We start from the raw sequence: 25,946 nt of genomic DNA, 5'->3' as shown, positions 1-25,946 counted from the left end.
CGTAATTGTTCAGTTCAGTTTCACCCGCTGCCCGTTCTTGAAGAGGTGCAGATCATTCTGAAGGGTATATCCAAGCCCGCCCACAAAGTCTGCATAGGCCCCGGTCATCCCGAGCCCCCCGTGAGCCGGGATGACATGCTGGGGGTTGAGCAGGTTGACGAACTCGTAGTGGTCCTCGAGGTAGGCATGCCCGCTGACATGCAATTCATCATGGATACGAGCCCCGGCCATCTTCAGCCGGGTCTCGAGCAGGTACCGCTGCCCGTAATTGAGGGGGTTGGGGATCACCTTGGCCGAGAAGAGGATCTTATCCCCCTTCTGAATCTTGTACGGGGTCTCTCCCGCCCCGATCCTGGAGAGGGTCGCACCCGGTTCACCCTGGGCCCCGGTGACGACCAGGACGAAGTTCTCCGGCCCGGACTTCATGACCCGGCGCAATGTCCGGTCCACGGTCCGCCGGTTCCCAAACATCGAGGTGGTCTGGGGGAACGAGACCAGTTTCATCTGCTCTGCCGCAGAGCTGTACTTCTCCATCGAGCGGCCGAGCAGGACCGGTTTTCTGCCGATCTCATGGGCGCACTCGGTGATCGTCTTGATACGGGAGATATGCGAGGAGAAGGTTGAGACGATGATCGCCCCCTTGTCGTCCTCGTAACTGGTGAGCGTGTCCCTGACGAGGTCGCGTGCGATCCGTTCGCTCGGGCACCGCCCCTTGGAGTGGATGTTCACCGCCTCCACGATCAGGGCGAGCACACCCTCCTTGCCGATCTGGCGAAGGCGTGCAAAGTCCGGGGGTTCACCGATCACCGGGGTCCGGTCGAGCTTGAAGTCGCAGGCATAGACCACCGCACCGTGGGGGGTGTGGAGGACCGCCGTCACGGTATCGATGATACTGTGCTGGGTCCTGACGAATTCAAGGGTCAGGTGCTGCGAGATCGTGTACTTCTGCCCGGCCTTCAGGGCAAAGAGCTTGTTGTTCACCCCGAACTTCTGCTCGCCGGCGATCTGCTGCCGGATCAGCTCCGTGGTATACGGGGTGCTGATGATCGGAGCATTGTACCGGTGCGCCAGCTTCGGGATCGCACCGATGTGGTCCAGATGCCCGTGGGTGCAGACGATCGCCTTCACCGATCCTTCGACCGTGTTCATCATCGTGTCGTCAGGGATCGCCTTCATCTGGATCAGGTCCAGAGAATGCATATTCTCTATCTCTGCATCCTCGTGGATCATCACCTGGTCCAGGCGCAGCCCCATGTCAAAGACGACAATCTCTTTGCCGCACCGGACGGCGGTCATATTACGACCCACTTCGTCGTAACCGCCGACGCCTATAACTTCTATATCCATTATATTTCCTCCGTTTAGTGTACACCCAGCGCACCGTCGGTGCCTGAAATGATCACCCGAGTCCGCTTCAGTGCGGCGATGTCCTGCGACCCGGTCAGGAACATCGTCACCTTCAGCTGGTGCAACAGCCGCTCGATCGCCTGATTGAGCGGTGCTTCACCTTTCAATGCCGGGTTCAGCAGCGGGAGTGCCATCCCTGCAAGGTCTGCACCCAGCGCCACTGCCTTGGCCATATCGATCCCGGTCCTGACCCCGCCGGTGGCGATCACCGGCAGCCCTGCCGGCACCACCTCAGCGAGGCTGGTCACCGTCGGGATCCCCCAGGAGAGGAACTCCTCTCCGAGGGAGACCAGGTGCCGGTCCTGGTCCCTGCTGCTCTCATCGGCCCGGATCGCTTCTACAGCGGCCCAAGAGGTGCCCCCCCAGCCACCGATATCGATTGCAGTTGCCCCGGCCCCGGCGATCTGCCTGGCCGTCTCGCCGGCGATCCCCGACCCGGTCTCTTTGACAATCACCGGATAGGAGACCTCCTCGCAGAGCGAGGAGAGGGAAGCAAGGCACCCCTGAGCATTGTGGTCCCCTTCCGGCTGGATCGCCTCCTGCAGAAAGTTCAGGTGGACGGCCAGGGCATCGGCGCCGATCATCTCGACAGCCCGGTCGGCCCACTCGATTCCATGGTCACGGAGCTGCACGATCCCGATGTTGGCACAGATGAACGCCGACGGAGCCGCATCCCTGACAACCGCGAAGGTTCCTTCCAGATCTGGGTTCTCAAGCGCTGCCCGCTGCGAGCCGACCCCCATACCGAGGTTGAACTGTTCGGCGGCCTGGGCAAGCCGCTGGTTGATGACAGCCGTCTCCGGGTGTCCGCCGGTCATTGCTGCAATGAAGAGCGGTGACCCGAACTGGTGACCGAGGAACCGGACCCCGGTGTTTATTCGGGCCATGTCGCACTCAGGGAGGGCGTTATGGACCAGGCGGACACCCCGGAAACCCGGGTCCCCCTGCTCAACCTCATCCTGGCTGCAGATCCTGATATGGTCCAGTTTCCTTGATGAGGTCTGGTGGATGATCGTCATCGTCGTCACGCCATCCTGACCACGGTCCCGCCATGGTCCCGCTGGTGGAGAAAGTCCTGCAACCGCGAGACCGCAAAGATGTGCGACTCCACGCCGGCCCCGGCCAGGGCCAGCAGTTCCCGGATCTTCCCCTGCATACCGCCGGTCACATCGACCGTGGACGAGGCACCGATCGAGAGTCCTGCGACATCCGACGGGGTGATCGTCCGGACCACCTGCCCGTCTGAGAGCACGCCCGGTACATCGGTGGCCAGACCGACCCGGCCGACCGATAACTGCGGCGCAAGGACGCTGATCACCTGGTCGCCTGAGACGATGCAGGCTCCTCTGCTCCGGTCCAGCACCACGTCCCCATGCAGCACCGGGGTGATCCCAAGGGCCGTCAGCCGCTGGAGCAGCTCCACCGGGGCCGAAACGAGCCGGCCGTCGTCAGCCAGGCAGCTGTCCAGGAGATGGACACCGATCGCGTCGATCCCTTCGTTCTGCAGGGCTTCGACGACCGCCCGGTTCAGTCCGCTGACCGCCCGGTGGGTGATCCCGATCCCGACGGCGTTCGATCGGTCCGCCCCCTGATCCAGACGGTACCGGTGAGCCTCGGGATGGCCGCATGAGCCGGCGCCATGGACGAGATACCCGGAGAATTCGCTCTCTTTCAGGGCTGCAGCTATCGCTGCCAGCTGCTGCCGGTCTATCACATCGTTCCCTGCCTTGTCGGTGATCACACTGCCACCGAGTTTCAGCATCACCTGGTTATGCATCGTTCTCCTTTCTGGCTCCGACCGTATCGATGGAAGTGATGATGGCCCGGGCATCGCAGCCCTCAATAGCCGCGGCCACCCGCCCCTTCATATGCTTGGGGCAGAGCGCGATCATACACCCGCCCCCGCCGGCACCGGTCAGTTTGGCCCCAAAGGCTCCAGCCGTACGGGAGGCCGTCACCAGCTTCGAGAGAGCCGGGTGGCCGACCCCGAGGGCCTCGAGGAGGGCCTCGTTGATGTTCATCAGCTGCCCGAGCTGCCGGGGGTTGGAGAGACTTCGGACCGCATTCAGCGTCAGGGCCCCCATCGCATCCATCACCGGGTTCATCACGTCGGGGAACTTCCGCTGCCCTTCTGCAACCAGCTCGACCATCTTCGCAGTGCTGTGCGAGACGAGCGTATTCCCGACGACCAGGTTCAGGTTCTGCGGTGGAATCTTCCTCCGCGACTGCCCGGTGATCAGCACCATCCCTCCGATCGTCGAGACGTAGGTGTCCGTCGGACTTGCCCGCCCCTTCTGCACAGACCGCTCGATCTGGTAGGCGGTGACGGCGATCTCCTCCCTGGTATGACCAAGGTCGAACTCGTCGTTGATCGCCGAGAGAGTGGCCACCGTGACGGCCGCCGACGAACCGAGCCCAGCGGAGGAGGGCATCTGCGAATTGACATAGACCGAACCGGTCACGTCCATCGCCTTGAAGCAGCCATCGATATAAGGTGACTTGGCAGGGGTCGGGTGACGGTTCTTCCGGACCGTCACGAAGACCCGCGGCTTGATGGCCATCGCAAGCCCCGGCTTGCCATAGACCACCGCATGTTCACCGAACAGGAAGACCTTGCCCGGTGCACTCCAGGTCACCACCTCATATCACCGCAATCGCTGCATACCCGACCACGGACGCACGGTCCCCGGTCACATCCCCGCTCGTTGCATACTTCAGAAGTTCCGCCTTCTCCGCCCCAGCTTCAACAGAGGCCGTTATCATCGCTGCGATCGTCCCATATCCACAGGCTGTAGAGCCTCGCTCACGCAGACGGCTGTAGAAGAGTTCAACCTCCAGGGACTTTAATGCCTCGATTGCGTACAGATCCTGACTCCTGGCGACAGTATCAGGGACGTAATGAGAGAAGTCGCTCGATGCGATCACCCGGATCTCCCGCCGGGCCTCCCGTGCAGCCCTGGCGATCGTCCTGCCGAGCCTGACCGAGGATGCGATGTCCTGGTCGCCCATCAATACGGGAGCGATCCTGGCCCGCGGGAACCGGTACTTGATGAAGGGCATCTGCACCTCGAGCGAGTGCTCGTCTGCATGATAGGCCTCATTCACCGGGAGGTCGAGTGCCGACACCAGATCGGTATCGGTGTCGACGATCCCGAGCGGGGTCTCCCAGGGCACCGCCGAGGTGCAGGTGGGAAAACCCCGGTGACTCGGCCCTATCACCACAAAGGTTCCATCAAATGAAGAAGGGAGAGCAGCATATGCCTGTGCTGCGACTGCACCAGAATAGATGTACCCCGCATGCGGGGCGACGATCCCGCTGGCACTGGTCTCATGACCGGTTGCTGCAAAGAACTTCCCAAGCAGTTGTTCCAGATGGCTGGGTTCCCCAGGATAAAACATACCCGCCACTGCGCATGTTCTGATCTTCATTAGGGAACCTTTCGCGTTCTGGTATATCTACAGATCGATCTCGAAGTCTTCCTGGGTCAGTGAGGTGGTCACGCCACGAATGCGGAGCATCTCACGGGTCAGCAGGAAGTAGATCATCGAGAGGGCCTTGCGTCCCTTGTTGTTGGTCGGGATGACGAGGTCCATGAACTGGGTCATGTTGTTGGTGTCGCAGAGTCCCACAACCGGGATTCCACTCTGCACAGCCTCCTTGACGACCTGTGCATCGCCGATCGGGTCGGTGATGAAGACGACTTCAGGCTCGATGTAGCCGTTCAGGTTCTGGTTGGTGAGCGACCCGGGGATGAACCGTGCGGTCTTTGCGATCCCGCCGATTGCGTCCGCGAACTTCTTGGCCGGGTACTGCCCGTACTGACGGGAGGTCACGACCAGGATGTTGGATGGATTGAACTGGGAGAGGAACTTCGCCACAGTCTTGATCCGCTCGTCGGTCTCTCTGATATCGATGATGTAGAGGCCATCCCCGCGGACGCGGTAGATGAACTTCTTCATATCTTTGCTCTTCTGCTGGGTGCCGATATGGATACCGGCGGCAAGGTACTCCTCTACGGGAATCAGGGGCTCTTTTAATTCAATTTCCATCTCATTTGCTGTCATTAGATCTGCTCCTCAATGCGTATCAGTTCATTCAGTTTTGCTATCCGTTCGCCGCCAACGACGCCCGTCTTTAAGAATATGCACCCAAACGCCGTCGCCAGGTGTGCAATGGTTGTATCTGTGGTCTCACCGGAACGGTGGCTCATCACGGTGTCCATCCCATGGGTATGAGCCATCTGGACTGCTTCATAGGTCTCGGTCAGGGTTCCGACCTGGTTCGGCTTGATCAGCACGGCATTGGCCGCACCGATATCGATCCCCTGCATGATCCGCTCGGTATTGGTCACGAAGAGATCGTCACCGCAGATCAGACACCGGTCCCCGACCGCCTCGGTCAGGTCCGAGAATCCCTCGAAGTCGTCCTCTCTGAGAGGGTCCTCGACATAGATCAGCGAGTACCGGTCGACCAGTTCGCCGATGTACGCGATCTGGTCTTCGGTGGTCCGGTCGGCGTCCTTGTAATGGTAAAGGGTACCGTTCCAGAGTTCGCTTGCCGCGACATCGATCCCCATCGAGATGGTGATGTTCATCTCATCAGAGATGGCGGTCACCGCCTGATGCACCGTCTCAAAGGCCGTGATATCGTCGATATGCGGGGCCCATGCCCCCTCATCGCCCTTTCCGCAGCCTTTGCCCAGTGCAATCAGCAGCTCCTTGACCTTCCGGTGGACAACCGCGTTCGCAAAGACCGCTTCCTCTGCATCAGAGGCCCCGGTCGGAACGACCAGGAACTCCTGGATATCAGTGGCACCGACTGCGTGAGCTCCTCCGCCGATCACATTCCCGAGCGGGAACGGAGTCTCCTTGATGAACGCTCCGCCGAGGTACCGGTAGAGATCCATCCCGTTGGCCATCGCTGCGGCCTTGGCATTCGCGAGCGAGAGTGCAACCGCGATGTTCGCCCCGATCTTCGAGAGGTCCGGGGTGCCATCGATGGAACGGAGCTGCTGATCGAACTCTGCCTGATCTGCGGCATCAAGCCCGATCAGTGCAGGGATCAGGTTCTGCTCTGCATCATCGATCGCCTCATCGACAGGCCTGACCTTTGCCTCATAGATCCCCGTGCTCGCACCGCTCGGTGCAGCAGCCCGACCAAAGCCACTCTCAGTGACCATGTCGGCTTCCACCGTAGGGTTTCCTCTGCTGTCCAGGATCTTCCTGAGCTGGACCGCCTGAATTAGTGTCATCTGATTATTGCCTCCTCTTCACCGTGATGGGAATGATACCCTGGTCATACTCCTCAAGGGCGATCTCTAATGGATCTGACTTGGTAGTCCTGACCAGAATAGGCGCTCCCATCGATATCTGCAGAGACCGAGCACCGATGATCCTTGCTCGTTCATACCGAGTATACGATTCCATTCTCCGCCTCAAAATCATTCATTTATGAGAAATGGGGTCGCTGAGATTCGAACTCAGGTCACAGCATCCCGAACGCCATAGGATTCCAGGCTACCCCACGACCCCTCATGTTCAAATTACTGGTACGGGTTCAACTCATCAATAATCTCTTTGTGTGTCAGCAGCATTCGTCTGCAGCAATATTGCGTCAGACCGAGGTCGTCGAGGATCTCTCCTGGATCCTCGCCGGCATCTCTCCGCTGTTTAAACTCTTCCCAGGCGGTAGAAATTACTTTTCCACATGTGAAACATCGTACAGGTATCATTGATGATCGGTCTCTTATCAGTATATAATTAACGGTATGATTTCTGAACTTTGGCGCGCGCACCTTTACCGTGCGGCTTCTTCGCCTCTTTCTGACGTGAATCGTTGACCAGCAGCGTCCGGTCATAGGCCACATACATGTCCTTGAGCTGCGGATCGTTGTGCCAGTTCACGATAGCGCGCGCAAGAGCGGTCCTGACAGCCTCTGCCTGGCCCATGACTCCTCCGCCCTTCACATCGATGGTGACATCGACTTCTTCGACTCCCTTGGGATTCAGGAGGATCGGTTCGGAGATCTTCATCCGGACGACCTCGGTCCCATAGACCTCGAGCGGGACGGAGTTGATCCGAATGACCCCTTTGCCGGCCTTCAGGGTGGCGCGTGCGATCGCGGTCTTCCGCTTTCCACTGGTGTTTATGACTTTTACCATTTCATCATCCTCAATACTTTGACCCAAGGAAGGTGCTTACAGCGCCGATCGTTACATAGCGCGACGTGTTCAGGCGGTCGATGTGTGCCTCGTCGAGGCGTTCGGCCGGCTGACCTTTCAGATCTGTCGGAACGCCGACGTAGGTCTTGATCGCCTTGAAGGCATCGATACCACGCTGGCGCTTGTAGGGGAGCATCCCACGGATTGTCCGCTTTACAATATGGTCCGGCCTGCGGGGGAAGAACGGTCCGCCCTCGCGTGAGCCCCGTGTCCGCTTGACGCGGTAGTGCTGGAGCACACTTGCCCTGGCACCGGAGATCACGGCCTTCTCAGTGTTGATGAGGGCGATCTCTTCGCCACCAAGGGCACGTTTTGCCACGATAGAGGCCATCCTTCCGAGCAGGAGCCCGTCTGCATCAATAATCGTCACCATCTGCTCACCTCAGAATCCTCACGCGGCTCCCTTTCGGGTTGTCCGCGAGCAGTTCTTCAATCGACATGCATGTGCCCTGTGCCCCGGCGATCTTGCTGACCGCTGATTCACTGAAGTTCAGTGCAGCGACTCTGACCGACTGGTTCAGGATCCCGCTCCCGAGCACCTTGCCCGGAACGATGATCGTCTCACCCTCCGCAGCATACCGGTTGATCTTACTGATATTCACCTCTGCGTGCGCACTGGTGGACGCCTCGAGACGGTTTGCAATATCTCGCCAGATCTTTACCTCACCTGTACGCGATGCGTCCTTCAATGTGGTGATGAGGCTGGTAAGGCGTGGATTTGTCTTCTTCACTCTTCCTGTCATCAACTATCCCTCGGATATCTCCTGTAATTTCTCAGCCAGCTCGTTTGATTCGTTCTTCAGATACAGCAGCGACTGCCGTATGATCGTCCGGACCGGAAGGGATCCGTCACTCTCCACCACGCCGATGAACCGGGTGGCATCGTCGGAGATCCTGATCCCGGGCTCATCACCGATCCCTGTGCTCAGGCATGCCTTTTCACAGAGTTTGCAGAGTGAGCAGGACTCGAGCTTCCCTTCTTCGACGGTGAGTACACCGCCCTTCAGGACCAACACCTGCCTCGGGCACTGGTCAACACAGGTACCACATGCATCGCAGTGGGTATCGATCGTGATCACCGGATAGTTCTTGTATCCGCAGTTGATTGTGGGCTGCCACTTTGCATGGACTTTCCCGGTATTCATCTCGGCACGTGCCTCGATGACCACCTTCTGCCCCTTCTCAAGTTTCACGATCGGGATCTTCTCGTCAACAGGGACTGCCTCAGGGTCTGAAGGAATCAGATCCCGTGAGTAGACCATCCCCGGCCCCTCGACACTCAGCGTATACATCGTTGAACAGCGGTCGCATCCTGCTCCTTCACAGGTGCAACGGTCTGCAGATACGAAGACATCCGAGTTGGTCTTCAGCGGGACGAGCCCGATCCGGTGTGCCAGCATCTCATCAAACAGAGCGCTGGTGTTGTCATAGATTTTGATATCTTCTATCGCAAGTTTCGGAACTTCACTGCACATCGCTCTTCGGATGGCATTGATGAACGAAGGACTCACGCCAGTCAGCGTATAGCGCGCTACGGTGTCGTCAAGTCTGCTGAATACAAGATCCATTCAGACTCTCCTTCCCCGCCGGCCACCCTTTGCACGAATGCTGTCGTGCGGAACCGGGGTTACATCCTCGATGCGACCGATGCGCATGCCGGCACGTGCGAGTGCACGAATGGCTGCCTGCGCCCCTGCTCCAGGTGATCGCTGCTTGCCGCGGCCTGGTGCCCGGACCTTGATGTGAAGGCCGACGAACCCCTTGTCCATCGCTGCCTGCGCAACGTCCCCGGCCATCTTCATGGCTGCGTAGGGGGAGGACTCGTTCCGGTCCTGCTTGACGACCATACCACCGCTGCTCTTGGTCACGGTCTCTGCACCGGTCATATCGGTGACAGTGATGATCGTATTGTTGAATGAGGCGAAGACATGTGCGACTCCCCACTTCTCTCTATCATTTGCCATGCTGACTCACCGCCTCTTCTTGTTGATCCGCTCGATCTCCGGGTGCCCGTCACTGGTCAGTGGCGAGGTGCCGTAGTAGGTGATCTGTGTCTCCTGGTCACGCGGGACACGGTAGGACGGAATGTCCACACGCCGGCCTGCGATCGCGATGTGACCGTGGGTCACCATCTGTCGTGCCTGCTTTGGTGAGCGTGCGAGCCCCTGCCGGTAGACCATCGTCTGCAGGCGGCGCTCGAGCGGCTGTTGAATTTTCAGCGACAGCACATCATCGATGTCTGCGTCCGGGCCGAGCAGCCCGATCCGGTTCAGGTGGCCGAGCAGGTGTTCCCGCTTGGTGGCGATCTGCTGCTCATCGGTGCTCTGCGACATGAACGCGAGCAGTTCACGGGCGGCTTTGCGGTATCTGCGGAGCACACCCTGTGCTCTCCAGACCTCACGCTTGTTCCGAAGGCCGTATTCGATCACAATACGGGTCTCATCCTCGATCCGCTGCTTTTCAAACGGACGTTTTGGGGCTTCATACCCCTTCGTGTTCTTGCCTGGATACCCCATGAATTCACGACCTTAGTCTTTCTTCCTCTTCACACCGACGGTGGTGCCAGTTCTGCCTGTAGACTTGGTCCGCTGTCCGCGCACCTTCTGTCCGGTCTCATGCCTGATACCACGGTAACAGCGGATCTTCCGGAGAAGGTTCACGTCCTCATCATTGGTCATTGCAAGGTCTGAACCGAGGATGTGCTTGCTCTCACCGGTATAGACGTCCTTGATCCGGTTGCGCATCCACGCGGGGATCAGCGCACCATAGTTGGTGACGACCTCTCGGATCCGATCGACGTCCTCATCAGGAAGGCGACCGAGCAGTTCATGATCATTGACGGCTGCACGACGGGTGATGATTCCCGAGGTGTGCCTGCCGACACCGGGGATCCCAGTCAGGGCGACCCTGACCGACTTGGTCCCGTCGAGGTCAGTGTTGCTGACCCGTACAAAGTATTTTATGTCCTCTTCTTCTTGAGCCATTGAACTCTCCTCAATGAGATAATCTTGTAGCGCTGAGGGAGGGATTTGAACCCTCGAGTCCCAGGGGGACACAGGTTTAGCAAACCTGCGCCATACCAGGCTTGGCTACCTCAACAGAGAATCTCGCATCTTTCGACACTCGCAGTGCGATTTGACTGCTCCATGAATGGTGCTTTATCATATGAGACGGGGGGATTGATAACTGTTGTGGTCCCCATCAGGGGACAGGCCTCTTCCGTTCGACCCCACCGGCGATCAGTGCCGAGGTGACCAGCGGTAGGGCGATCGTCGCGTCGACAAAGCACTGGACACGCGGGGAGGTGATCTGGTCCTTGCCCCACGAGATCGCCTCCTCGAAGGTGCAGCCGGAGAGGCCGCCCCAGTGCGGTGCGTCGCTGGTGTACTGGACAGCATAGGCATGACCCTGGCAGTCAGCGTTGTGGATCGAAGCGATTACCTGGGTCTGCTGGATGAAGTTCTTCGGGACACCTCCACCGATATATACGACCCCAGTCCTCCCGGCCTTCTCGACGATCGCAGTCACCTCGTCGGCATCGGCGATCTGATCGATCTGGACGTCCACGCCGGCACGCCGCGCCATCAACAGACCGATCCCGATCGAGGAGTCGCAGAGCGCAGGGATGAAGATCGGGACGCCGGCCGCTACACAGGTGCTGATCACCGAGTTCCCGTCAGGGTACGAGGTCGAGAGCCACTCCCCGAAGGCCTGGATGAATGCCCGGGAAGAACCATGGAACGGGGCATGGTCTCTGGCGAAGTCGGCAATCATCTGGTCGACGGTCCGGAACTCCTCCTCGTAGGCGAAGACATCATAGATCCGATCGATTCCCTTTGAGAAGAGTTCACCGTCGTCGACATGGTGGTGGCCGATGTAGTGGTGCACCCCGACGTGCTCACAGGCATCATGAAAGATGTTGGCCCCGGTGGAGACGATCGCATCGACATACCGGTGTTTGACCAGTTCGATCAGGCACTGCTGCATTCCGGCCGGGATCATCGCACCCGAGAGGCCGAGCAGAATAGTGCAGTCAGGGTCACTGATCATCTCGGTCCAGACCCTGACCGATTCCCCGAGTTTTCTCCCCTGGAAGCCTGTTGCGCTCATCCCCTTCAGCAACGCCGCAACGTCGCGTTCAGGGATCACGGGTTCTGTTGGATGCATCGCCATAATCGTTCAGTGATCTGATCAATGGGAGGTGCAACGTATATAAACCCTATCCGTTTTCCCCATTTTGAGCGATATGCGCCGGATCAACGGTGGAGAGGGGAGAAAAAGAGAGATCCTTGCCGTTGCAATCGATCGATACGGCTCACCGGTACTGGTCAGGATTGCAGGGTCGGCATCCCGCTGCCAGGGGTGCTGTTCTGCAGGTACTTCTGCGGGATCCGGACCTCGATTGAATACGATTGGATGTACTTGGTGTTGATGATGAAGTAGTAGTTATGGTTCCCTTCGAAGAACTTCTCGACGAACGGACCGCCATAACTGTTCCCCGGCGGAGTGATCACCCGGACGAACCGGTTCGGATCCTCGGCATCGACCACCTGCATCGAGAACTTCGGGACCACCACGTCGGGAGCGACGGTGGTGGTGAGGGTGTACCAGATCTCGAAGTACGGGTACGGGATATGAACCACATCAGTAGTCCCGCTCCAGCGGCCGTTGATGGTCGCAAAGACCCGGGTCGTCTTATCCGCCCCGCCGTCCGGCTTCGGGACGTTCATCGTCGGGTAGGTGTCGATCACATTGATATTGTACCGGGCAGGGTCCACGAACGCCACCGACTTTGGGGTGAACGAGGTGGCCGGCATCGGCGTGGTGGCCGCCGGCACGTACGGAAGGCCGGAGGGGAGGGGAGGCGTCCCGTTCCCCGAGGTGCTGGCTGTCGTGTTGTTTCTCGTCACTACCGCACTACTATTGTTGGCCAGCGTCTGGTTCGCCCCCGACTGGTTTAAGGAGGTGACCGGGGTCTGCGTGGGGACCTCCGTCGTCACCGTCGGAAGGCCGGTGTTAGGCGGTTTGCCGGTGATCGCCGGCTTCACTACGAGCGCCAGGATGATCACGATTGAGAGCGCGAGGATAACGTACCGGATATCCTGCTTTTCCATAGTGGTATTCTGGTTGGCTTAAGGAATATTTATAATACTATAATTGTGTCCCCGCGCGGATCTGGATGAACCCGTTGAATTGGCGGATTGACTGTATGAAAATGGGAAAAGTTCTAAAATTACGTATATTTTTTATAACAATATTTATAAACTAAAACTACATTCCATGATGTAGAATACTGTGGGGAACCCGGTGTTCAATCAAGAAGGTGAACAGGATGAAATCTGTTAGAAGAAATGAAGATGCATTCACCGGCCTCGAAGCGGCAATTGTGCTCATAGCCTTTGTCGTCGTCGCGGCGGTGTTCTCATACGTGGTGCTGGGCGCAGGGTTCTTCACCACACAGAAGAGCCAGGAGACTGTACACACTGCCGTTGGGCAGGCATCATCAGCTGTTGAGATTATGGGCAACGTCTACGGTGAGGCGGCCTCTGGAGGAGCAGAGATAAACAAGATCACCTTCAGCATCGGCCTTGCAGCAGGTGGAACCCCAGTGGACGTCAATAAAACCGTTTTGACCTTTTCAACCGGTGAAAAAGTCCAAACGCTGGTATATGATCAGACAGCAACATCATTCGGAGAAGTAGCCGCAGCACCACCGGAAGGTCACTGGGTTGTCTCACATGAGGAGAACAGTATCACCACTGTCAAAAACGGTGTGCTCGACAATGGGGAACAGTTCACCATCACAGTGACTCCACCAGTGGGCCTCCTGACAGCATATACCGGGTTTGATATTGACATCAAGCCACCGGTTGGAGCAGCTCTCGCCATCCACAGGACCGTGCCGGCATATATTGAACAGGTGAACCTCCTCTACTAATCCCTTTTTTTATCTTCAGGCCCGTTTTTACAGATAAACATAGATAGCAATGCACATTCTTTAGAAAAGGTCTATCCTATTGACTAATCTCCCAAACCCGTAGCGAAAGAATCATTGACCAGATCCCCTATAGGATCAGTTGATATGAGATACCTTCGACATGTAATGCGCTAATCTATTGGGAGACCAGGGACACCAATATTCTTTATGAGATGATTTCACTGGAGAACAGGGATACATCATCCGATGTCATCTCAAGTGATCGACCAACGACTTTTATTCGCATGTTACAGCCTATGTGATCAATCAGAACCATCAGGTGACGGCCCTTATATTAACAAGGATCTTCCCCACAGTGACAGGAAAAAGGTTCTCAACAGATGGTGAAAAGTTCACCATCACGGTGATTCAACTTGAAGATCTGACCAGTTCACATAGACAAAGTGAACCTCCTCTCCTAACCCAGAATTAATATGAAAATTCTAAAATGAGATGAAATACGTGGCGCCTCCATGGCATAGCAGAATCTCACTTCGATCATCTTAACCCTCTTTTTCGACGGGCACCAATCCCCCCAAGAGCAGTGAACGCAGGTTTTTCTGATCTCTCATTGTCCAGAAGAAAAACAACCGATCAAACCTAAATTTTGTCAAACAGCAGGGGAGCCCATTCTAACGTAACACTATATGCAATTTCGGAAATACATTTAAACGGCAAAGATAATCAATCAATTAATTTAAATATAGCAATATCACTTTAATTGTAATGGGTAATCATCCATTTTGATCTCCACAAAGACAGAAGGTGACCAGAATGAATCGTTTTATCAGGTATGCAATGAAGAATGAAGATGCATTCACCGGTCTTGAGGCGGCGATTGTACTGATCGCATTTGTCGTCGTCGCATCAACATTCACCTATGTGGTGTTGGGCGCAGGGTTCTTCACCACACAGAAGAGCCAAGAGACTGTGCATACTGCTGTCGGACAGGCGTCATCAGCCGTTGAAATTTTGGGCAACGTCTACGGCGAGGCAGTCTCTGGAGGAGCAGATATAAACAAGATCACCTTCAGCATCGGCCTTGCAGCAGGTGGAACCCCAGTGGACGTCAATAAAACCGTTTTGACCTTTTCAACCGGTGAAAAAGTCCAAACGCTGGTATATGATCAGACAGCAACATCATTCGGAGAAGTAGCCGCAGCACCACCGGAAGGTCACTGGGTTGTCTCACATGAGGAGAACAGTATCACCACTACCGAAAACGGTGTGCTCGACAATGGGGAACAGTTCACCATCACAGTGACTCCACCAGCAGGCCTCCTGACGGCATACACCGGGTTTGATATTGACATCAAGCCACCGGTTGGAGCAGCTCTCGCCATCCACAGGACCGTGCCGGCATACATTGAACAGGTGAACCTCCTATACTAATCCCTTTTTATCTTCAGGTCCACCTTTTTTGCAGATAAACAAAGAAATCGAACGCGAATTCTTTAGAAAAGGTCTATCCTATTGATTACCTCATCGAGATCCATAATAAATAGGCCGTCGACTTGATTTCCATCGCGCTCAGCCGATAATAAAATATCTTCGGCACGCATATGCACTAATCTATAGAGGAGATCCCGGGATTCAAATTCCCAAGAAGGGTTCAGCCACCAGGAGAGAAGACAAAGATGGACGACGCATTCACCGGGCTTGAAGCAGCAATCATATTGATAGCCTTTGTCACCATCAGTTCGGTTTTTTCATTTGTGGTTCTGAATGCGGGATTCATGAGCACCCAGAAGGCGCAGGAGGTCGTGCATGCCGGAGTGGATCAGGCTGCGAGCACCCTCCAGATCCATGGAGACATTTCTGGCAGCGCCGATCTCCCTGGTGGGCCGGTGACTCTGGTAACAATGATGTTAAAGACCGGGGTCCCCTATGGATCCATAGATCTGAACAAAACCACCTTCCATATCTCAACCGATTCGACAAACGAGATCCTCCAAAAGGGGACGGACCTGTCAGACCCCACAGATGGCCATTGGACGATCAAGGAACGGTTCAGCGAGAGCACGGGGCAAACCGCCCATCTCGGCATCAATGACCAGGTCCTGATCAAGATCAGGCCGTCAACCCCACTTTCTCCGGGCAAAAAGTTCACGCTTGAAGTGAACCCAGCCGGCTCGGTAGGGTTTACTATAACACGATCGATTCCGGCCTCTACAGATCATATGACCGTCCTATATTGAGAGAGATCTTCGCCTCTGGGGCGGGGAGACACGATATCCATAATACCCATACTATTTACTCTCTGGCGAAAGAACCGGATTACATTCTTAGGTCTGACCTCTTTTAATATGACAATACTATCGATCCAGAGGCCTTCAACTCCAATATGATGCTCCTACAAGGATATTTATCTCTGGGAGGAGTCCAGACCAGTTCATAGGAAAGGAACTTCCCACAAACAGCAATAATGAAAAGGATCTTTTCAACCACCATATGACCATCTCCACGGGTAATTATAGGTAGATCTCGAAAATGTCACCAAATATCAAGAATTTTTATTAGATTTATTTAAATACCATTACCACATTAGTAATGGATAGAATACTGATCAGATTTAGTATTCCAATTTATTGAAGGCGAAGAGAATGAGATCTCTTATCAGAAATGAAAACGCATTCACCGGTCTCGAAGCGGCAATTGTGCTCATAGCCTTTGTCGTCGTCGCGGCGGTGTTCTCATACGTGGTGCTGGGCGCAGGGTTCTTCACCACACAGAAGAGCCAGGAGACTGTGCATACTGCTGTCGGACAGGCGTCATCAGCCGTTGAGATTATGGGCAATGTCTACGGTGAAGCAGCCTCTGGAGGAGCGGATATAAACAAGATCACCTTCAGCATCGGCCTTGCAGCAGGCGGAACCCCGGTGGACATCAACAAGACCGTCCTGACCTTCTCAACCGGTGAAAAAGTCCAAACGCTGGTATATGATCAGACAGCAACATCATTCGGAGAAGTAGCCGCAGCACCACCGGAAGGTCACTGGGTTGTCTCACATGAGGAGAACAGTATCACCACTACCGAAAACGGTGTGCTCGACAATGGGGAACAGTTCACCATCACAGTGACTCCACCAGCAGGCCTCCTGACGGCATACACCGGGTTTGATATTGACATCAAGCCTCCAGTGGGAGCAGCCCTCTCTATTCACAGGACAGTGCCGGCATATATTGAACAGGTGAACCTCCTCTACTAATAAAAACACTAGAATAATTCCATTTTTCCCCAGGGTTAAGAATCAGGAACCGGAAATAGAACCCTGTCAGATCTTTTAAAAAAACGATTAGTAAAAACTCAGGTCCGAACCACTCCCCATTGCTCAACACAAAAAAGGGGGATCTACTTCGCCCCCCGAGGGAGCGCGATCCTGCCGGTCCGAACAAACTCTTTGATCCCGTACTGCCTGAGCAGTTCTTCGAGCGCATCGATCTTCTCGGTGTCGCCGGTCACCTCGAGCACCACCGTCTTCGCCCCGACATCGACGATCTGGGCCCGGAAGATGTCGGCGATCTGCATCACCTCGGCACGGCCGGCGCCGGGCTCGGCGGTGACCCGGATCAGGGCCAGCTCGCGGTCGATGAACGCACGTTCGGTCAGATCGGAGATCCGGATCACATCGATCAACTTGTGGAGCTGCTTCTTCACCTGCTCGACCATCGGGTCGTCCCCGATCACCACGATGGTGATCCGCGACATCCCCGGCTCCTCGCAGGTGCCGACGGCCAGCGACTCGATGTTGAACCCGCGGCGCGAGAAGAGGCCGCTGACCCGGGAGAGGACACCGGCCCGGTTCTCGACCAGCACCGAGAGGGTATGCGCCCTCATCGCTCTCGCCCCCCGATCATCTCGTTGATCGCAGCACCGGCCGGCACCATCGGGAAGACGTTCTCCTCCCGTTCCACCCGGAAGTCCAGGAGGAACGGCCCGTCGGTCGCGATCGCGGCCTTCAGCGCCTCGTCCACCCCGGAGGCCCCAGTCACCTGCATCCCGTCGATCCCATACGCAGCCGCGATCTTCACGAAGTCCACAGCCGGCAGCTCGGTGAACGAGTACCGCCGGTCATAGAAGAGCTCCTGCCACTGCCTGACCATCCCGAGATAGAGATTGTTGAGGATCACCATCTTCACCGGTATGTCGTACTGCGCGACCGTACCGAGCTCCTGGATGTTCATCTGGAAGGAACCGTCGCCGGCGATGACGAAGACCTGTTCGCCGGGGCGGGCGTACTGAGCCCCGATAGCCGCCGGGAAGCCGTACCCCATCGTGCCGAGACCGCCGGAGGTGATCCACTGCCGCGGCTCTTTGAAGCAGTAATACTGGGCCGCCCACATCTGGTTCTGTCCGACCTCGCTGGTGATCACCCCTCCTCCATCGAGCAGCGCCGAAAGGCGCTGGATCACATACTGAGGGTGGAGGAGCCCGTCGTCGCGGTACCGGAGGGGATGGTCACGCTTCCAGGCGGAGACCTGCGCCAGCCAGGCGGACGGCTGCTGCTTCTTCTGCAGGCGGGCGAGGAGTTCACCGAGCACACACTTTGCATCGCCGACGATCGGCACCTCCGGCTGCCGGTTCTTCCCGATCTCGGCCGGGTCCACATCGATATGGATGACCCGGGCCTGTGGGGCGAAGGTCGAGAGCTTGCCGGTGACCCGGTCATCGAACCGGACCCCGACGGCGACCAGCAGGTCCGACTCGGTGACGGCGAAGTTCGCGTACTCGGTCCCGTGCATCCCGAGCATCCCGAGGTTGAGCAGGTGATCGCCCGGGATTGCGCCGAGGCCCATCAGCGTGGTCGTCACCGGGATCATCAGTTCCTCGGCAAGGGCGAGCAGTTCTGCCGAGGCTCCGGCTGCGATCACTCCCCCGCCGGCGTAGATCAGGGGCCGTTCGGCCTCCCTGATCAGGTCGGCGGCCTTCTCGATCTGCCGCGGATGACCCTGCCGGGTCGGCTGGTAGCCGCGGATGGCCGGCCTGGGGGTGATGATGATCTCATCAGGCACCGTTCCGGTCATCATGTCCTTCGGGAGATCGATCAGCACCGGACCCGGCCGGCCGGTGGAGGCGATATAGAAGGCGTCGGCGAGCACCTGCGGGATATCGGTGACCCGTTTTACCAGGTAGTTGTGCTTGGTCACCGGCATCGTGATCCCGGTGATGTCGGACTCCTGGAACGCATCGTTGCCGAGCAGGTTCGTCGGAACCTGGCCGGTCAGGGCGATCAGCGGTACCGAATCCATGTATGCGGTCGCGATCCCGGTGACCAGGTTGCATGCCCCCGGCCCTGAGGTCGCCAGGCATACACCGGTCTTCCCGCTGGCGCGGGCATACCCGTCCGCAGCGTGCGCGGCCGCCTGTTCGTGCCGCATCAGGATGTGCCTGAGCGGTGAGTCATACAGTTCATCGTAGATCGGTAACACCGAGCCCCCGGGGTACCCGAAGATCGTGGTGACCCCCTGCCGGTGCAGCCCTTCAATCAGGACCTTAGCGCCTGTCTTCATCTCTTCTCCCCAGCAATCTGTTCATTCCCTGCACCACCGCTTCCACACTGGCTGCGATGATGTCGGTCTCAGCGCCTCTGGACGTACGTGTCATTTCACCATTACTTAATGTTGTGGTCACCTCGACGAGCGCGTCGGTCCCGCCGGTGATGGCGTCCACATGGTACTCCTGCAGACTGATCGCGGCCACGTCGGCCACCGATCGTCGGAGCGCCTCGATCGCCGCGTCCACCGGCCCGGTGCCGGTCGCGGCATTGGTCACCTCCGTGCCGTTCACCAGCAGGGTCACCGAGGCCGTTGGAAGAACCCCCGACCCCGAGACCACAGTGAACTGCTTCAGCACCAGCACCGGTTCGGTCGAGACCTCCAGCACCGCGTCCGCGATCGCGGCCAGGTCGCCGTCGGTGACCCGGTGCCCCTGGTCGCCCAGGTGCTTGACCCGTTCCACGATCTCCTGCAGCTGAGCCGGCGTCGGTCGATAACCCGACTCCTGGAGCGCAGCCTGGACGCTGGCGGACCCGGAGTGCTTGCCGAGGATGATCCGCCTGGTCCGGCCGACCGTCTCCGGGGAGAGCGGCTCGTAGGTCGACGGATCCTTGAGGATCCCGTCGGCATGGATGCCGCTCTCATGCGTGAAGGCCAGCTCCCCGACGATCGGTTTCTGGGCCGGCAGGGGTACCCCGGTCAGCCGTGAAACGAGCACCGAGAGCGGGTAGAGACGCTCGGTCCGGATCCCGGTGTCGTACCCGTAGAGCCGCTCGAGCGCCATCACCACCTCCTCGAGGGGCGTGTTCCCTGCCCGTTCGCCGAGACCGTTCACGGTCACATGCGCACAGGAGGCCCCGGCCTTGAGAGCGGCGATCGTCGTCGCCAGCCCAAACCCGAGGTCGTCGTGGCAGTGGATCGAAAGGGGCGCGATCGCGGCCAGCGGCGGGACCGCCAGGGCAGCCCGTTCAGGAGTCATCAGCCCGACGGTGTCGCAGAAGCAGAGCCGGTCGGCTCCGTGTGCAACACCGCTGGAAAAGACCTCCGCCAGGAAGGCCTGGTCCGCCCGGGAGGCGTCCTCGCCGCTCAGTTCTACGATCAGACCCCTCTCCTTGGCGTACTCCACGGCCCGGTCTGCCATCGCGGCGACGGCCGCACGGTCCTTCCGAAGTTTCTTCTGGATATGCAGGTCAGAGACCGGCACCACCAGGTGGACCGAATCGGCCCCGCATTCGACGGCGGCATCGATATCACCGGTCATCGCCCGGACGAACGTGCAGACCTCAACCCCGAGTCCGGCCTCGGCGATCTGTCGGATCGCTGCCCGGTCTCCTGGCGAGGCTGCCGCTGAGCCGGCCTCGATCACATCGACACCCACGGCTGCAAGGGCTGTGGCAATGGTACATTTCTGGTCCGGTGTCAGTGAGACGCCCGGTGTCTGTTCTCCATCCCGAAGGGTGGTATCAAAAAAGCGCAGTTTATCGCCAAATAAAGCAATCACTCATAGTAATATACACCACGTAACCATTGATCGGGCCTGATATATAATCTTTCAGACCATGCACCGCAAAAAACCCGGTCTGATGAGACTTATTACCTAGTACGGACAAGCACTATAGCAGCTACAGCAGCATGCTGAGGCAGATGTGGTCATATGGGAACAGTAATTGACGGCGTGGTAATCAAGCCACTGAAGGTCATCCCTGATGAACGGGGATGGCTGATGGAGATCCTCCGGAACGATGACCCGATCTTTACCCAGTTCGGTCAGGTCTACATGACGACCGCATACCCCGGTGTGGTGAAGGGGTGGCATTACCATAAGAAGCAGACCGACAACTTCACCTGCGTCCACGGGATGATGAAGGTCGCTCTGTACGACAAGCGGGAAGGGTCGCCGACCTATGGCGCCCTGATGGAGATCTTCGTCGGGGAGAAGAACCCGGTGCTGATCAGTGTGCCGCCCGGCGTCTACCATGGGTTCAAGGGGATCGGAACAGAGACCGCGTTCTTCGTCTCGGTGCCGACGCTCCCGTACAACTATGCCGAACCGGACGAGTACCGCCTCCCGCCGGATACCGACGAGATCCCGTACGACTGGGGTCTGCTGCCCGGGCTCAAGCACGGATGAGGTGGGATGATGAGACTACTGGTAACCGGCGGTTCAGGGTTCATCGGCTCCAACTTCGTCAGGTACATGCTGGAACAGCACCCTGACCTGGACCTGGTGAACCTGGACAAGCTGACCTATGCCGGCAACCCGGCCAGCCTGAAGGACCTGGAGGACGACCCCCGGTACACGTTCGTCTACGGGGACATCTGCGACCCCCTGGCCGTGGAGAAAGCGATGACCGAGCACGAGTGCGACACCGTCGTCCACTTCGCCGCAGAGAGCCATGTGGACCGATCGATCCACGACGCTTCGGCCTTTGTCAGGACCAACCTGCTCGGGACCGCGACGATGCTCGAGGCCGCGAGAAGGAACGAGATCACCCGGTTCATCCATATCTCGACCGACGAGGTCTACGGGTCGACCCTCGAAGGGGCGTTCGTCGAGACCGACCGGCTCGAACCGTCGTCGCCGTACTCCTCCTCCAAGGCCGGCTCCGACTTGCTGGCGAAGGCCTATGCGACCACCTACGGGCTGAACGTCTCGATCACCCGCTGCTCCAACAACTACGGCCCGTACCAGTTCCCAGAGAAGTTGATCCCGCTCTTCGTCACCAACCTGATCGAGGGGGGGAAGGTGCCGATCTACGGGACCGGGAAGAATGTCAGGGAGTGGATCTATGTGCTGGACCACTGCCGGGCGATCGACTTCGTGCTCAGGCGCGGGTCGAAGGGAGAGATCTACAACATCGGGTCTGGGGTCGAGAAGACCAACCTTGCGATCACCGATCAGGTCCTCCGCCTGCTCGGGAAGGACGAGTCCTCGATCGAGTACGTGCAGGACCGGCCGGGGCATGACTTCAGGTATGCGATCGACTGCACCAAACTGCGGACGATGGGCTGGAAGCCGGCTTACTCGTTTGAAGAGGCGCTGGCGGCCACCATCGACTGGTACAGGGAGAACCCATGGTGGTGGAAACCCCTGAAGCACCCGACCGCCTGAAGGGCGGCACCGACGATGAAGCGGGGTCTGCCGGCCGGACCCTGATCTTCGGGGGGACCGGGCGGCTCGGCAGGGTGCTGGAACGCACCTTCCCCGACTCCATCTCCGTCGACCACACCGTCCCGATCACCGACCAGGAGGCGGTCAGGGCGCTGGTCGAGCGGGTCAGGCCGGCCCTGGTGCTGAACGCCGCGGCCTGGACCGATGTGGATGCCTGCGAGACCGACCCGGAACGGGCTCTTCTTGTGAACGGCGAGGGGCCGGGATATATCGCCGCGGCCTGCGAGGAGGTCGGGGCCACGCTGGTCCACTTCTCAACCGACTACATCTTCTCTGGCGACCGGACGGTCTACTACGAGGACGACGCCCCCTCCCCGATCAACACCTACGGCAGGGCCAAGGCGCTCGGGGAGACACGGGTGATGATCGGGTGCCATGACTATCGGATCATACGCACCTCCCGCCTCTTCGGACCGTTCGGCGAGAACTTCGTCACCCTGATGCAGCAGCGTTCAGCGGCGAAGAGGACGGTGATGGTGATCGACGACGAGGTCAGCTCGCCGACCTACACGCCCGACCTCGCCGGCATGGTTCCAATGGTGGTCAGGGCACCGCCCGGGATCTATCACGTGACCAACAGCGGGTCCTGCTCCTGGTACGAGTTCGCTGCCGCGGTGATCAGAAACGCGGTCCCGGTGCATGCCGCGCAGTGCAGAGAGCGGGCACCCCGCCCCCGGTCCTCGGTGCTCTGCTCGCGGACCCTTCCCCCCCTCCGCCCCTGGCAGCATGCGCTCGGGGAGTACCTGCACGAACAGCACAGATGATCCCTCGATTTTTTATACGACCGGCCATTCTCAGACCCAGTAAGCCTCTGGCAGGCTGGAAATGGTGAGGGTCACCACTCTATATAACCTATCAGGGCGAGATCTGATCAGATGAAAGGTGTTATACTGGCGGGAGGCACTGGCTCGCGCCTCCTTCCCCTGACGAAGGTCACCAACAAGCATCTGCTGCCGGTCTATGACCGGCCGATGATCTTTTATCCACTTCAAAAACTGATCGATGCCGGGATCGAGGAGATCATGATCGTCTCCGGACGGGGGCATGCCGGCCACTTTCTGGAGCTGCTCGGGTCCGGGGCGGCCTTTGGGGTTCGGCTGACCTACGAGATCCAGGACGGGGCCGGCGGGATAGCCCAAGCCCTCGGGCTGGCCCGGAAGTGGGCACAGGGCGACAGCATCGCCGTCATCCTCGGGGACAACATCTTTGAGGACGACTTTCGGGAGAAGATCACCTCGTTCACCTCGGGTAGCCGGATCTTTCTGAAAGAGGTCCCCGATGCCAACCGGTTCGGGGTCGCCCAGGTGGAGGGGGACCGGGTGATCGGGATCGAAGAGAAACCGAAGGAGCCGAAGTCCAACCTGGCCGTGACCGGGCTGTACCTGTACGATTCCGCAGTCTTTGAGATCATCAGCACCCTGAAGCCCTCGGCCAGAGGGGAACTGGAGATCACCGATGTGAACAACGCCTACATCGCCAGAGGGGCGATGGGGTTCTCGGTGCTGGAGGGATTCTGGTCTGATGCCGGGACCTTCGACTCGTTGATGCGGGCCAGTCTGATGGTGCAGGAACACAGAAAAGCAGGAAATCAGTGAATCGGTATGACTGAACAGACACGAATCGGCGTGGTCGGGACCGGGTTCATCGGCAGAGGGATCGTGATGGCCCTTGAGAACCAGCCCGACCTTGCGGTCAGCCATGTGCTGACCAACTCGGATATCTCCAAGCGGAGCGACTTTCCGGGAAAACACCTGCTGACCAACTCGATTGACGATCTGATCAGCGGGTCGGACCTGATCGTCGAGTGCAGCGGCGAGGCGGTCTCGGCCACGTACGTGGTCGACAGGGTGATCAAGGCCGGCCTGCCGGTGGTGACGATGGACGCCGAACTGCAGGTGACGACCGGGTCGTACTTTGCAAAGAAAGGGTTCATCACCGAGGCCGAGGGCGACCAGCCGGGCTGTCTGGCGGCGCTCGACGAGGAGGCCCGACAGATGGGGTTCACCCCGCGGGTCTACGGGAACGTCAAGGGCTATCTGAACCTCAACCCGACCATCGAGGACATGCGGTTCTGGTCCCAGAAACAGGGGATCAGCATCGACAAGACCACAGCCTTCACTGATGGGACGAAGGTCCAGATCGAGCAGGCGCTGGTCGCCAACGGGCTCGGAGCACGGATCATTCAGGACGGGATGCTCGGCCCCGAGGCCGAGGATATCCAGTCCGGGGGGCTGATCCTCGCTGAGGCAGCGAAGAAGATGGGGGCGAAGGTGAGCGATTATATCCTTGCCCCCGGAGCCCCGGCCGGGGTCTTCATCGTGGCAGAGCACGAGGAACGGCTCGTCCCCTATCTCCGGTACTACAAGATGGGCGAGGGGCCCTGGTACACGCTCGTCCGGAACTTCCACCTCTGCCATCTCGAGGTGCTCAAGACGGTCAGGCGGGTGCTGGACGGGGGAGAGGTGCTGCTGAACAACAGCACCGCCCCGACGGTCAGTGTCGGAGCGATAGCAAAGCGGGACCTCGAACCCGGGTATGTCCTGAAGCGGGGGATCGGGTCCTTTGATATACGGGGAACGGCGCTCAGCATTGCGGACAATCCAAAACATGTCCCCATCGCCCTCCTCACCGGGGCCGTGCTGACCGAGGCAGTGAAAGCGGGTTCATCGATCACCTTTGATGATGTCGAGGTGCCGGCGAGTCTGGCCTGTGATATCTGGCTGAAGAATAACTGAACAGAAAAGGAATGATCAGGGGAGAGATCCCCGCTTTTTTACGATTCTTAATTTTTACTTCTGATCAGGGCGACCAGCGAATGGAGGATCAACCCCGCGGTGAGCAAAAGCAGCCCGGTCAGGGTCAGCAGCGCCCCGATGGAGATGGTGAAGAACGGAACCTGCATGGTCAGGGTATATCGGTACGCCCCCCAGGTGGAGATGGTCAGCCCGATCAGGGCGATCAGGATCCCCGGGGTGCCGAAGGCGGTCAGCGGCTTTCTGGCGCCGATGGTCCCGATGATGTTGGTCAGCACCCCGAAACCGTGGGTCAGCGGGTTCTTCTTGTGCTTATGCGGCACCTCGTACTTCACGGAGATCGGTACCTCGGTGATCGTATACCCGCTGGCCGAGAAGGACGAGAGCATGTCGGACTCGACATTGTACCCGTCGGACTTCAGTTCAAGGTCCTCAAGAGCACGCTGGGAGAGGGCCCGGAACCCGGACTGCGAGTCGGTCGAGTGGTAGTCTGAGGAGACGTTGGTGAAGATGTTCAGCACGATCTGTCCGAACCGTCGGTAGAGCGGGATGTCGTAATCGGTCTCGAGGAACCGGGAACCGATCACCAGGTCCGCCCGTCCCGAGAGGATCGGGGCGACCACGGCCGGGATTTCGTCAGGGCTGTGCTGTCCGTCGCCATCGATCAACACCAGCGCCCGGTACCCCCCGTCGCGAGCATAGTTCATCGCGTCCCGGACGCCGGCCCCCTTGCCGAGCTGCCCGGCATGGGCTATCACGGTCGCTCCTGCCAGGGCCGCGACCTCTGCAGTCCGGTCCCTTGAACCGTCATCGATGACCAGCACCTCGTCGGCATACTGCCGGGCTTTCAGGACCAGCGACCCGATGGTGAGCCCTTCATTATAACAGGGGATTGCAACCAGCACCTTCACAGGTTACG

31 protein-coding genes and 2 tRNA genes are annotated in these 25,946 nt (G+C 58.5%); 9 read left to right on the top strand and 24 right to left on the bottom strand.

Features of this window, described 5'->3' with window-relative positions; all coding sequences use genetic code 11:
- Window positions 1-9: 9 nt before the first annotated feature.
- From ACFKSJ_RS11155 to ACFKSJ_RS11060, 20 genes are all read right to left on the bottom strand, one after another.
- Window positions 10-1,347 (bottom strand): RNase J family beta-CASP ribonuclease, encoded by a 1,338-nt coding sequence (locus tag ACFKSJ_RS11155; protein WP_440949871.1) that lies wholly within the window; start codon window positions 1,345-1,347, stop codon window positions 10-12.
- A gap of 14 nt (window positions 1,348-1,361) precedes the next feature.
- Window positions 1,362-2,426: a type 2 isopentenyl-diphosphate Delta-isomerase gene (gene fni, locus ACFKSJ_RS11150; RefSeq protein ID WP_440951427.1), complete on the bottom strand. Its 1,065-nt coding sequence runs from the start codon at window positions 2,424-2,426 to the stop codon at window positions 1,362-1,364.
- A gap of 5 nt (window positions 2,427-2,431) precedes the next feature.
- Window positions 2,432-3,184: an isopentenyl phosphate kinase gene (locus ACFKSJ_RS11145; protein WP_440949870.1), complete on the bottom strand. Its 753-nt coding sequence runs from the start codon at window positions 3,182-3,184 to the stop codon at window positions 2,432-2,434.
- A complete protein-coding gene (mvk, locus tag ACFKSJ_RS11140) occupies window positions 3,177-4,046 on the bottom strand; it encodes a mevalonate kinase (protein ID WP_440949869.1) in 870 nt (289 codons plus the stop codon). The genes ACFKSJ_RS11145 and mvk overlap by 8 nt, the downstream gene beginning before the upstream one ends.
- 1 nt (window position 4,047) lies before the next feature.
- Window positions 4,048-4,836, bottom strand: coding sequence for an AmmeMemoRadiSam system protein B (gene amrB / locus ACFKSJ_RS11135; protein WP_440949868.1), 789 nt, complete (start codon window positions 4,834-4,836; stop codon window positions 4,048-4,050).
- Window positions 4,837-4,863: 27 nt separating this feature from the next.
- On the bottom strand, window positions 4,864-5,472 hold the full coding sequence (gene rpsB, locus ACFKSJ_RS11130) for a 30S ribosomal protein S2 (protein ID WP_440949867.1): 609 nt from the start codon (window positions 5,470-5,472) through the stop codon (window positions 4,864-4,866).
- Entirely contained in the window at window positions 5,472-6,659 is a 1,188-nt protein-coding gene (gene eno / locus ACFKSJ_RS11125; RefSeq protein WP_440949866.1) for a phosphopyruvate hydratase, read from the bottom strand. The genes rpsB and eno overlap by 1 nt, the downstream gene beginning before the upstream one ends.
- A 4-nt stretch (window positions 6,660-6,663) precedes the next feature.
- Window positions 6,664-6,834 carry a DNA-directed RNA polymerase subunit K gene (locus ACFKSJ_RS11120; protein WP_440949865.1) on the bottom strand — a complete coding sequence of 57 codons (171 nt, stop codon included), beginning with the start codon at window positions 6,832-6,834 and terminating at the stop codon, window positions 6,664-6,666.
- A 32-nt stretch (window positions 6,835-6,866) separates the two neighbouring features.
- Window positions 6,867-6,939, bottom strand: a tRNA-Pro gene (locus ACFKSJ_RS11115).
- Window positions 6,940-6,950: 11 nt separating this feature from the next.
- Window positions 6,951-7,139: a DNA-directed RNA polymerase subunit N gene (locus ACFKSJ_RS11110; protein ID WP_440949864.1), complete on the bottom strand. Its 189-nt coding sequence runs from the start codon at window positions 7,137-7,139 to the stop codon at window positions 6,951-6,953.
- Window positions 7,140-7,167: 28 nt separating this feature from the next.
- Entirely contained in the window at window positions 7,168-7,569 is a 402-nt protein-coding gene (locus ACFKSJ_RS11105; RefSeq protein WP_440949863.1) for a 30S ribosomal protein S9, read from the bottom strand.
- A 10-nt stretch (window positions 7,570-7,579) separates the two neighbouring features.
- Window positions 7,580-8,002: a 50S ribosomal protein L13 gene (locus ACFKSJ_RS11100; protein WP_440949862.1), complete on the bottom strand. Its 423-nt coding sequence runs from the start codon at window positions 8,000-8,002 to the stop codon at window positions 7,580-7,582.
- 4 nt (window positions 8,003-8,006) lie between these two features.
- Window positions 8,007-8,372, bottom strand: coding sequence for a 50S ribosomal protein L18e (locus ACFKSJ_RS11095; RefSeq protein ID WP_440949861.1), 366 nt, complete (start codon window positions 8,370-8,372; stop codon window positions 8,007-8,009).
- 3 nt (window positions 8,373-8,375) lie between these two features.
- Window positions 8,376-9,197 (bottom strand): DNA-directed RNA polymerase subunit D, encoded by an 822-nt coding sequence (locus ACFKSJ_RS11090; protein ID WP_440949860.1) that lies wholly within the window; start codon window positions 9,195-9,197, stop codon window positions 8,376-8,378.
- A complete protein-coding gene (locus tag ACFKSJ_RS11085) occupies window positions 9,198-9,593 on the bottom strand; it encodes a 30S ribosomal protein S11 (RefSeq protein ID WP_012618986.1) in 396 nt (131 codons plus the stop codon).
- A gap of 6 nt (window positions 9,594-9,599) precedes the next feature.
- Complete coding sequence (locus tag ACFKSJ_RS11080; protein WP_440949859.1) at window positions 9,600-10,145, bottom strand: 30S ribosomal protein S4; 546 nt, start codon at window positions 10,143-10,145, stop codon at window positions 9,600-9,602.
- Window positions 10,146-10,157: 12 nt separating this feature from the next.
- A complete protein-coding gene (locus ACFKSJ_RS11075; RefSeq protein WP_440949858.1) occupies window positions 10,158-10,613 on the bottom strand; it encodes a 30S ribosomal protein S13 in 456 nt (151 codons plus the stop codon).
- Window positions 10,614-10,643: 30 nt separating this feature from the next.
- Window positions 10,644-10,728, bottom strand: a tRNA-Ser gene (locus ACFKSJ_RS11070).
- Between the two features lie 102 nt (window positions 10,729-10,830).
- Window positions 10,831-11,802, bottom strand: coding sequence for a deoxyhypusine synthase (locus tag ACFKSJ_RS11065; protein WP_440949857.1), 972 nt, complete (start codon window positions 11,800-11,802; stop codon window positions 10,831-10,833).
- A gap of 155 nt (window positions 11,803-11,957) precedes the next feature.
- Window positions 11,958-12,743, bottom strand: a complete 786-nt coding sequence (locus ACFKSJ_RS11060) for a hypothetical protein (protein ID WP_440949856.1) — start codon at window positions 12,741-12,743, stop codon at window positions 11,958-11,960.
- A gap of 218 nt (window positions 12,744-12,961) precedes the next feature.
- On the opposite strand from ACFKSJ_RS11060, the gene ACFKSJ_RS11055 reads away from it, so the two are divergent.
- The 4 genes from ACFKSJ_RS11055 to ACFKSJ_RS11040 all read left to right on the top strand — a co-directional run bounded on the left by ACFKSJ_RS11055 (window position 12,962) and on the right by ACFKSJ_RS11040 (window position 16,815).
- Window positions 12,962-13,567 carry an archaellin/type IV pilin N-terminal domain-containing protein gene (locus ACFKSJ_RS11055; RefSeq protein WP_440949855.1) on the top strand — a complete coding sequence of 202 codons (606 nt, stop codon included), beginning with the start codon at window positions 12,962-12,964 and terminating at the stop codon, window positions 13,565-13,567.
- 837 nt (window positions 13,568-14,404) lie between these two features.
- Window positions 14,405-14,998 (top strand): archaellin/type IV pilin N-terminal domain-containing protein, encoded by a 594-nt coding sequence (locus ACFKSJ_RS11050; RefSeq protein ID WP_440949854.1) that lies wholly within the window; start codon window positions 14,405-14,407, stop codon window positions 14,996-14,998.
- Window positions 14,999-15,243: 245 nt separating this feature from the next.
- A complete protein-coding gene (locus ACFKSJ_RS11045) occupies window positions 15,244-15,804 on the top strand; it encodes a flagellin (RefSeq protein WP_440949853.1) in 561 nt (186 codons plus the stop codon).
- Window positions 15,805-16,209: 405 nt separating this feature from the next.
- Window positions 16,210-16,815 carry an archaellin/type IV pilin N-terminal domain-containing protein gene (locus ACFKSJ_RS11040; protein ID WP_440949852.1) on the top strand — a complete coding sequence of 202 codons (606 nt, stop codon included), beginning with the start codon at window positions 16,210-16,212 and terminating at the stop codon, window positions 16,813-16,815.
- 143 nt (window positions 16,816-16,958) lie between these two features.
- On the opposite strand, the gene ilvN is transcribed toward ACFKSJ_RS11040, so the two are convergent.
- From ilvN to ACFKSJ_RS11025, 3 genes are read right to left on the bottom strand one after another with little or no spacing between them, the layout of a single operon-like run.
- Entirely contained in the window at window positions 16,959-17,444 is a 486-nt protein-coding gene (gene ilvN, locus ACFKSJ_RS11035; protein ID WP_440949851.1) for an acetolactate synthase small subunit, read from the bottom strand.
- Window positions 17,441-19,117: a biosynthetic-type acetolactate synthase large subunit gene (ilvB, locus tag ACFKSJ_RS11030; RefSeq protein WP_440949850.1), complete on the bottom strand. Its 1,677-nt coding sequence runs from the start codon at window positions 19,115-19,117 to the stop codon at window positions 17,441-17,443. Before ilvB ends, ilvN begins: the two co-directional genes overlap by 4 nt.
- Complete coding sequence (locus ACFKSJ_RS11025) at window positions 19,101-20,603, bottom strand: 2-isopropylmalate synthase (RefSeq protein WP_440949849.1); 1,503 nt, start codon at window positions 20,601-20,603, stop codon at window positions 19,101-19,103. The genes ilvB and ACFKSJ_RS11025 overlap by 17 nt, the downstream gene beginning before the upstream one ends.
- Before the next feature lie 153 nt (window positions 20,604-20,756).
- Between ACFKSJ_RS11025 and ACFKSJ_RS11020 the strand changes: the two genes are divergently transcribed.
- The 5 genes from ACFKSJ_RS11020 (at window position 20,757) to ACFKSJ_RS11000 (ending at window position 25,009) form a co-directional block, all read left to right on the top strand.
- Entirely contained in the window at window positions 20,757-21,233 is a 477-nt protein-coding gene (locus tag ACFKSJ_RS11020) for a dTDP-4-dehydrorhamnose 3,5-epimerase family protein (RefSeq protein ID WP_440949848.1), read from the top strand.
- Window positions 21,234-21,242: 9 nt separating this feature from the next.
- Window positions 21,243-22,214, top strand: coding sequence for a dTDP-glucose 4,6-dehydratase (gene rfbB / locus ACFKSJ_RS11015; protein WP_440949847.1), 972 nt, complete (start codon window positions 21,243-21,245; stop codon window positions 22,212-22,214).
- Window positions 22,178-23,038 carry an SDR family oxidoreductase gene (locus tag ACFKSJ_RS11010; protein WP_440949846.1) on the top strand — a complete coding sequence of 287 codons (861 nt, stop codon included), beginning with the start codon at window positions 22,178-22,180 and terminating at the stop codon, window positions 23,036-23,038. The genes rfbB and ACFKSJ_RS11010 overlap by 37 nt, the downstream gene beginning before the upstream one ends.
- Window positions 23,039-23,149: 111 nt before the next feature.
- Entirely contained in the window at window positions 23,150-23,869 is a 720-nt protein-coding gene (locus ACFKSJ_RS11005) for a sugar phosphate nucleotidyltransferase (RefSeq protein WP_440949845.1), read from the top strand.
- A 6-nt stretch (window positions 23,870-23,875) separates the two neighbouring features.
- Window positions 23,876-25,009, top strand: coding sequence for an NAD(P)-dependent oxidoreductase (locus tag ACFKSJ_RS11000; RefSeq protein WP_440949844.1), 1,134 nt, complete (start codon window positions 23,876-23,878; stop codon window positions 25,007-25,009).
- 47 nt (window positions 25,010-25,056) lie between these two features.
- On the opposite strand, the gene ACFKSJ_RS10995 is transcribed toward ACFKSJ_RS11000, so the two are convergent.
- Window positions 25,057-25,938 (bottom strand): glycosyltransferase family 2 protein, encoded by an 882-nt coding sequence (locus tag ACFKSJ_RS10995; protein ID WP_440949843.1) that lies wholly within the window; start codon window positions 25,936-25,938, stop codon window positions 25,057-25,059.
- Window positions 25,939-25,946: the final 8 nt, after the last annotated feature.

This window comes from Methanosphaerula subterraneus, assembly GCF_052055875.1.
GTDB lineage: Archaea > Halobacteriota > Methanomicrobia > Methanomicrobiales > Methanospirillaceae > Methanosphaerula > Methanosphaerula subterraneus.
This window is presented reverse-complemented; position numbering and strand designations above follow the sequence as displayed.

Coding starts and splice junctions, on each gene's coding strand:
- ACFKSJ_RS11145 (WP_440949870.1), bottom strand. CDS start 3,184: ATGCATAACCAGGTGATGCTGAAACTCGGTGGCAGTGTGATCACCGAC.
- ACFKSJ_RS11120 (WP_440949865.1), bottom strand. CDS start 6,834: ATGGAATCGTATACTCGGTATGAACGAGCAAGGATCATCGGTGCTCGG.
- eno (WP_440949866.1), bottom strand. CDS start 6,659: ATGACACTAATTCAGGCGGTCCAGCTCAGGAAGATCCTGGACAGCAGA.
- rfbB (WP_440949847.1), top strand. CDS start 21,243: ATGAGACTACTGGTAACCGGCGGTTCAGGGTTCATCGGCTCCAACTTC.
- ACFKSJ_RS11065 (WP_440949857.1), bottom strand. CDS start 11,802: ATGGCGATGCATCCAACAGAACCCGTGATCCCTGAACGCGACGTTGCG.
- ACFKSJ_RS11095 (WP_440949861.1), bottom strand. CDS start 8,372: ATGACAGGAAGAGTGAAGAAGACAAATCCACGCCTTACCAGCCTCATC.
- ACFKSJ_RS11075 (WP_440949858.1), bottom strand. CDS start 10,613: ATGGCTCAAGAAGAAGAGGACATAAAATACTTTGTACGGGTCAGCAAC.
- ACFKSJ_RS11100 (WP_440949862.1), bottom strand. CDS start 8,002: ATGGTGACGATTATTGATGCAGACGGGCTCCTGCTCGGAAGGATGGCC.
- ilvN (WP_440949851.1), bottom strand. CDS start 17,444: ATGAGGGCGCATACCCTCTCGGTGCTGGTCGAGAACCGGGCCGGTGTC.
- amrB (WP_440949868.1), bottom strand. CDS start 4,836: ATGAAGATCAGAACATGCGCAGTGGCGGGTATGTTTTATCCTGGGGAA.
- fni (WP_440951427.1), bottom strand. CDS start 2,426: ATGACGATCATCCACCAGACCTCATCAAGGAAACTGGACCATATCAGG.
- ACFKSJ_RS11040 (WP_440949852.1), top strand. CDS start 16,210: ATGAGATCTCTTATCAGAAATGAAAACGCATTCACCGGTCTCGAAGCG.
- ACFKSJ_RS11005 (WP_440949845.1), top strand. CDS start 23,150: ATGAAAGGTGTTATACTGGCGGGAGGCACTGGCTCGCGCCTCCTTCCC.
- ACFKSJ_RS11105 (WP_440949863.1), bottom strand. CDS start 7,569: ATGGTAAAAGTCATAAACACCAGTGGAAAGCGGAAGACCGCGATCGCA.
- ACFKSJ_RS11060 (WP_440949856.1), bottom strand. CDS start 12,743: ATGGAAAAGCAGGATATCCGGTACGTTATCCTCGCGCTCTCAATCGTG.
- ACFKSJ_RS11055 (WP_440949855.1), top strand. CDS start 12,962: ATGAAATCTGTTAGAAGAAATGAAGATGCATTCACCGGCCTCGAAGCG.
- ACFKSJ_RS11000 (WP_440949844.1), top strand. CDS start 23,876: ATGACTGAACAGACACGAATCGGCGTGGTCGGGACCGGGTTCATCGGC.
- ACFKSJ_RS11045 (WP_440949853.1), top strand. CDS start 15,244: ATGGACGACGCATTCACCGGGCTTGAAGCAGCAATCATATTGATAGCC.
- ilvB (WP_440949850.1), bottom strand. CDS start 19,117: ATGAAGACAGGCGCTAAGGTCCTGATTGAAGGGCTGCACCGGCAGGGG.
- ACFKSJ_RS11020 (WP_440949848.1), top strand. CDS start 20,757: ATGGGAACAGTAATTGACGGCGTGGTAATCAAGCCACTGAAGGTCATC.
- ACFKSJ_RS11080 (WP_440949859.1), bottom strand. CDS start 10,145: ATGGGGTATCCAGGCAAGAACACGAAGGGGTATGAAGCCCCAAAACGT.
- ACFKSJ_RS11010 (WP_440949846.1), top strand. CDS start 22,178: ATGGTGGTGGAAACCCCTGAAGCACCCGACCGCCTGAAGGGCGGCACC.
- ACFKSJ_RS11050 (WP_440949854.1), top strand. CDS start 14,405: ATGAAGAATGAAGATGCATTCACCGGTCTTGAGGCGGCGATTGTACTG.
- rpsB (WP_440949867.1), bottom strand. CDS start 5,472: ATGACAGCAAATGAGATGGAAATTGAATTAAAAGAGCCCCTGATTCCC.
- ACFKSJ_RS11090 (WP_440949860.1), bottom strand. CDS start 9,197: ATGGATCTTGTATTCAGCAGACTTGACGACACCGTAGCGCGCTATACG.
- ACFKSJ_RS11085 (WP_012618986.1), bottom strand. CDS start 9,593: ATGGCAAATGATAGAGAGAAGTGGGGAGTCGCACATGTCTTCGCCTCA.
- ACFKSJ_RS11155 (WP_440949871.1), bottom strand. CDS start 1,347: ATGGATATAGAAGTTATAGGCGTCGGCGGTTACGACGAAGTGGGTCGT.
- ACFKSJ_RS11110 (WP_440949864.1), bottom strand. CDS start 7,139: ATGATACCTGTACGATGTTTCACATGTGGAAAAGTAATTTCTACCGCC.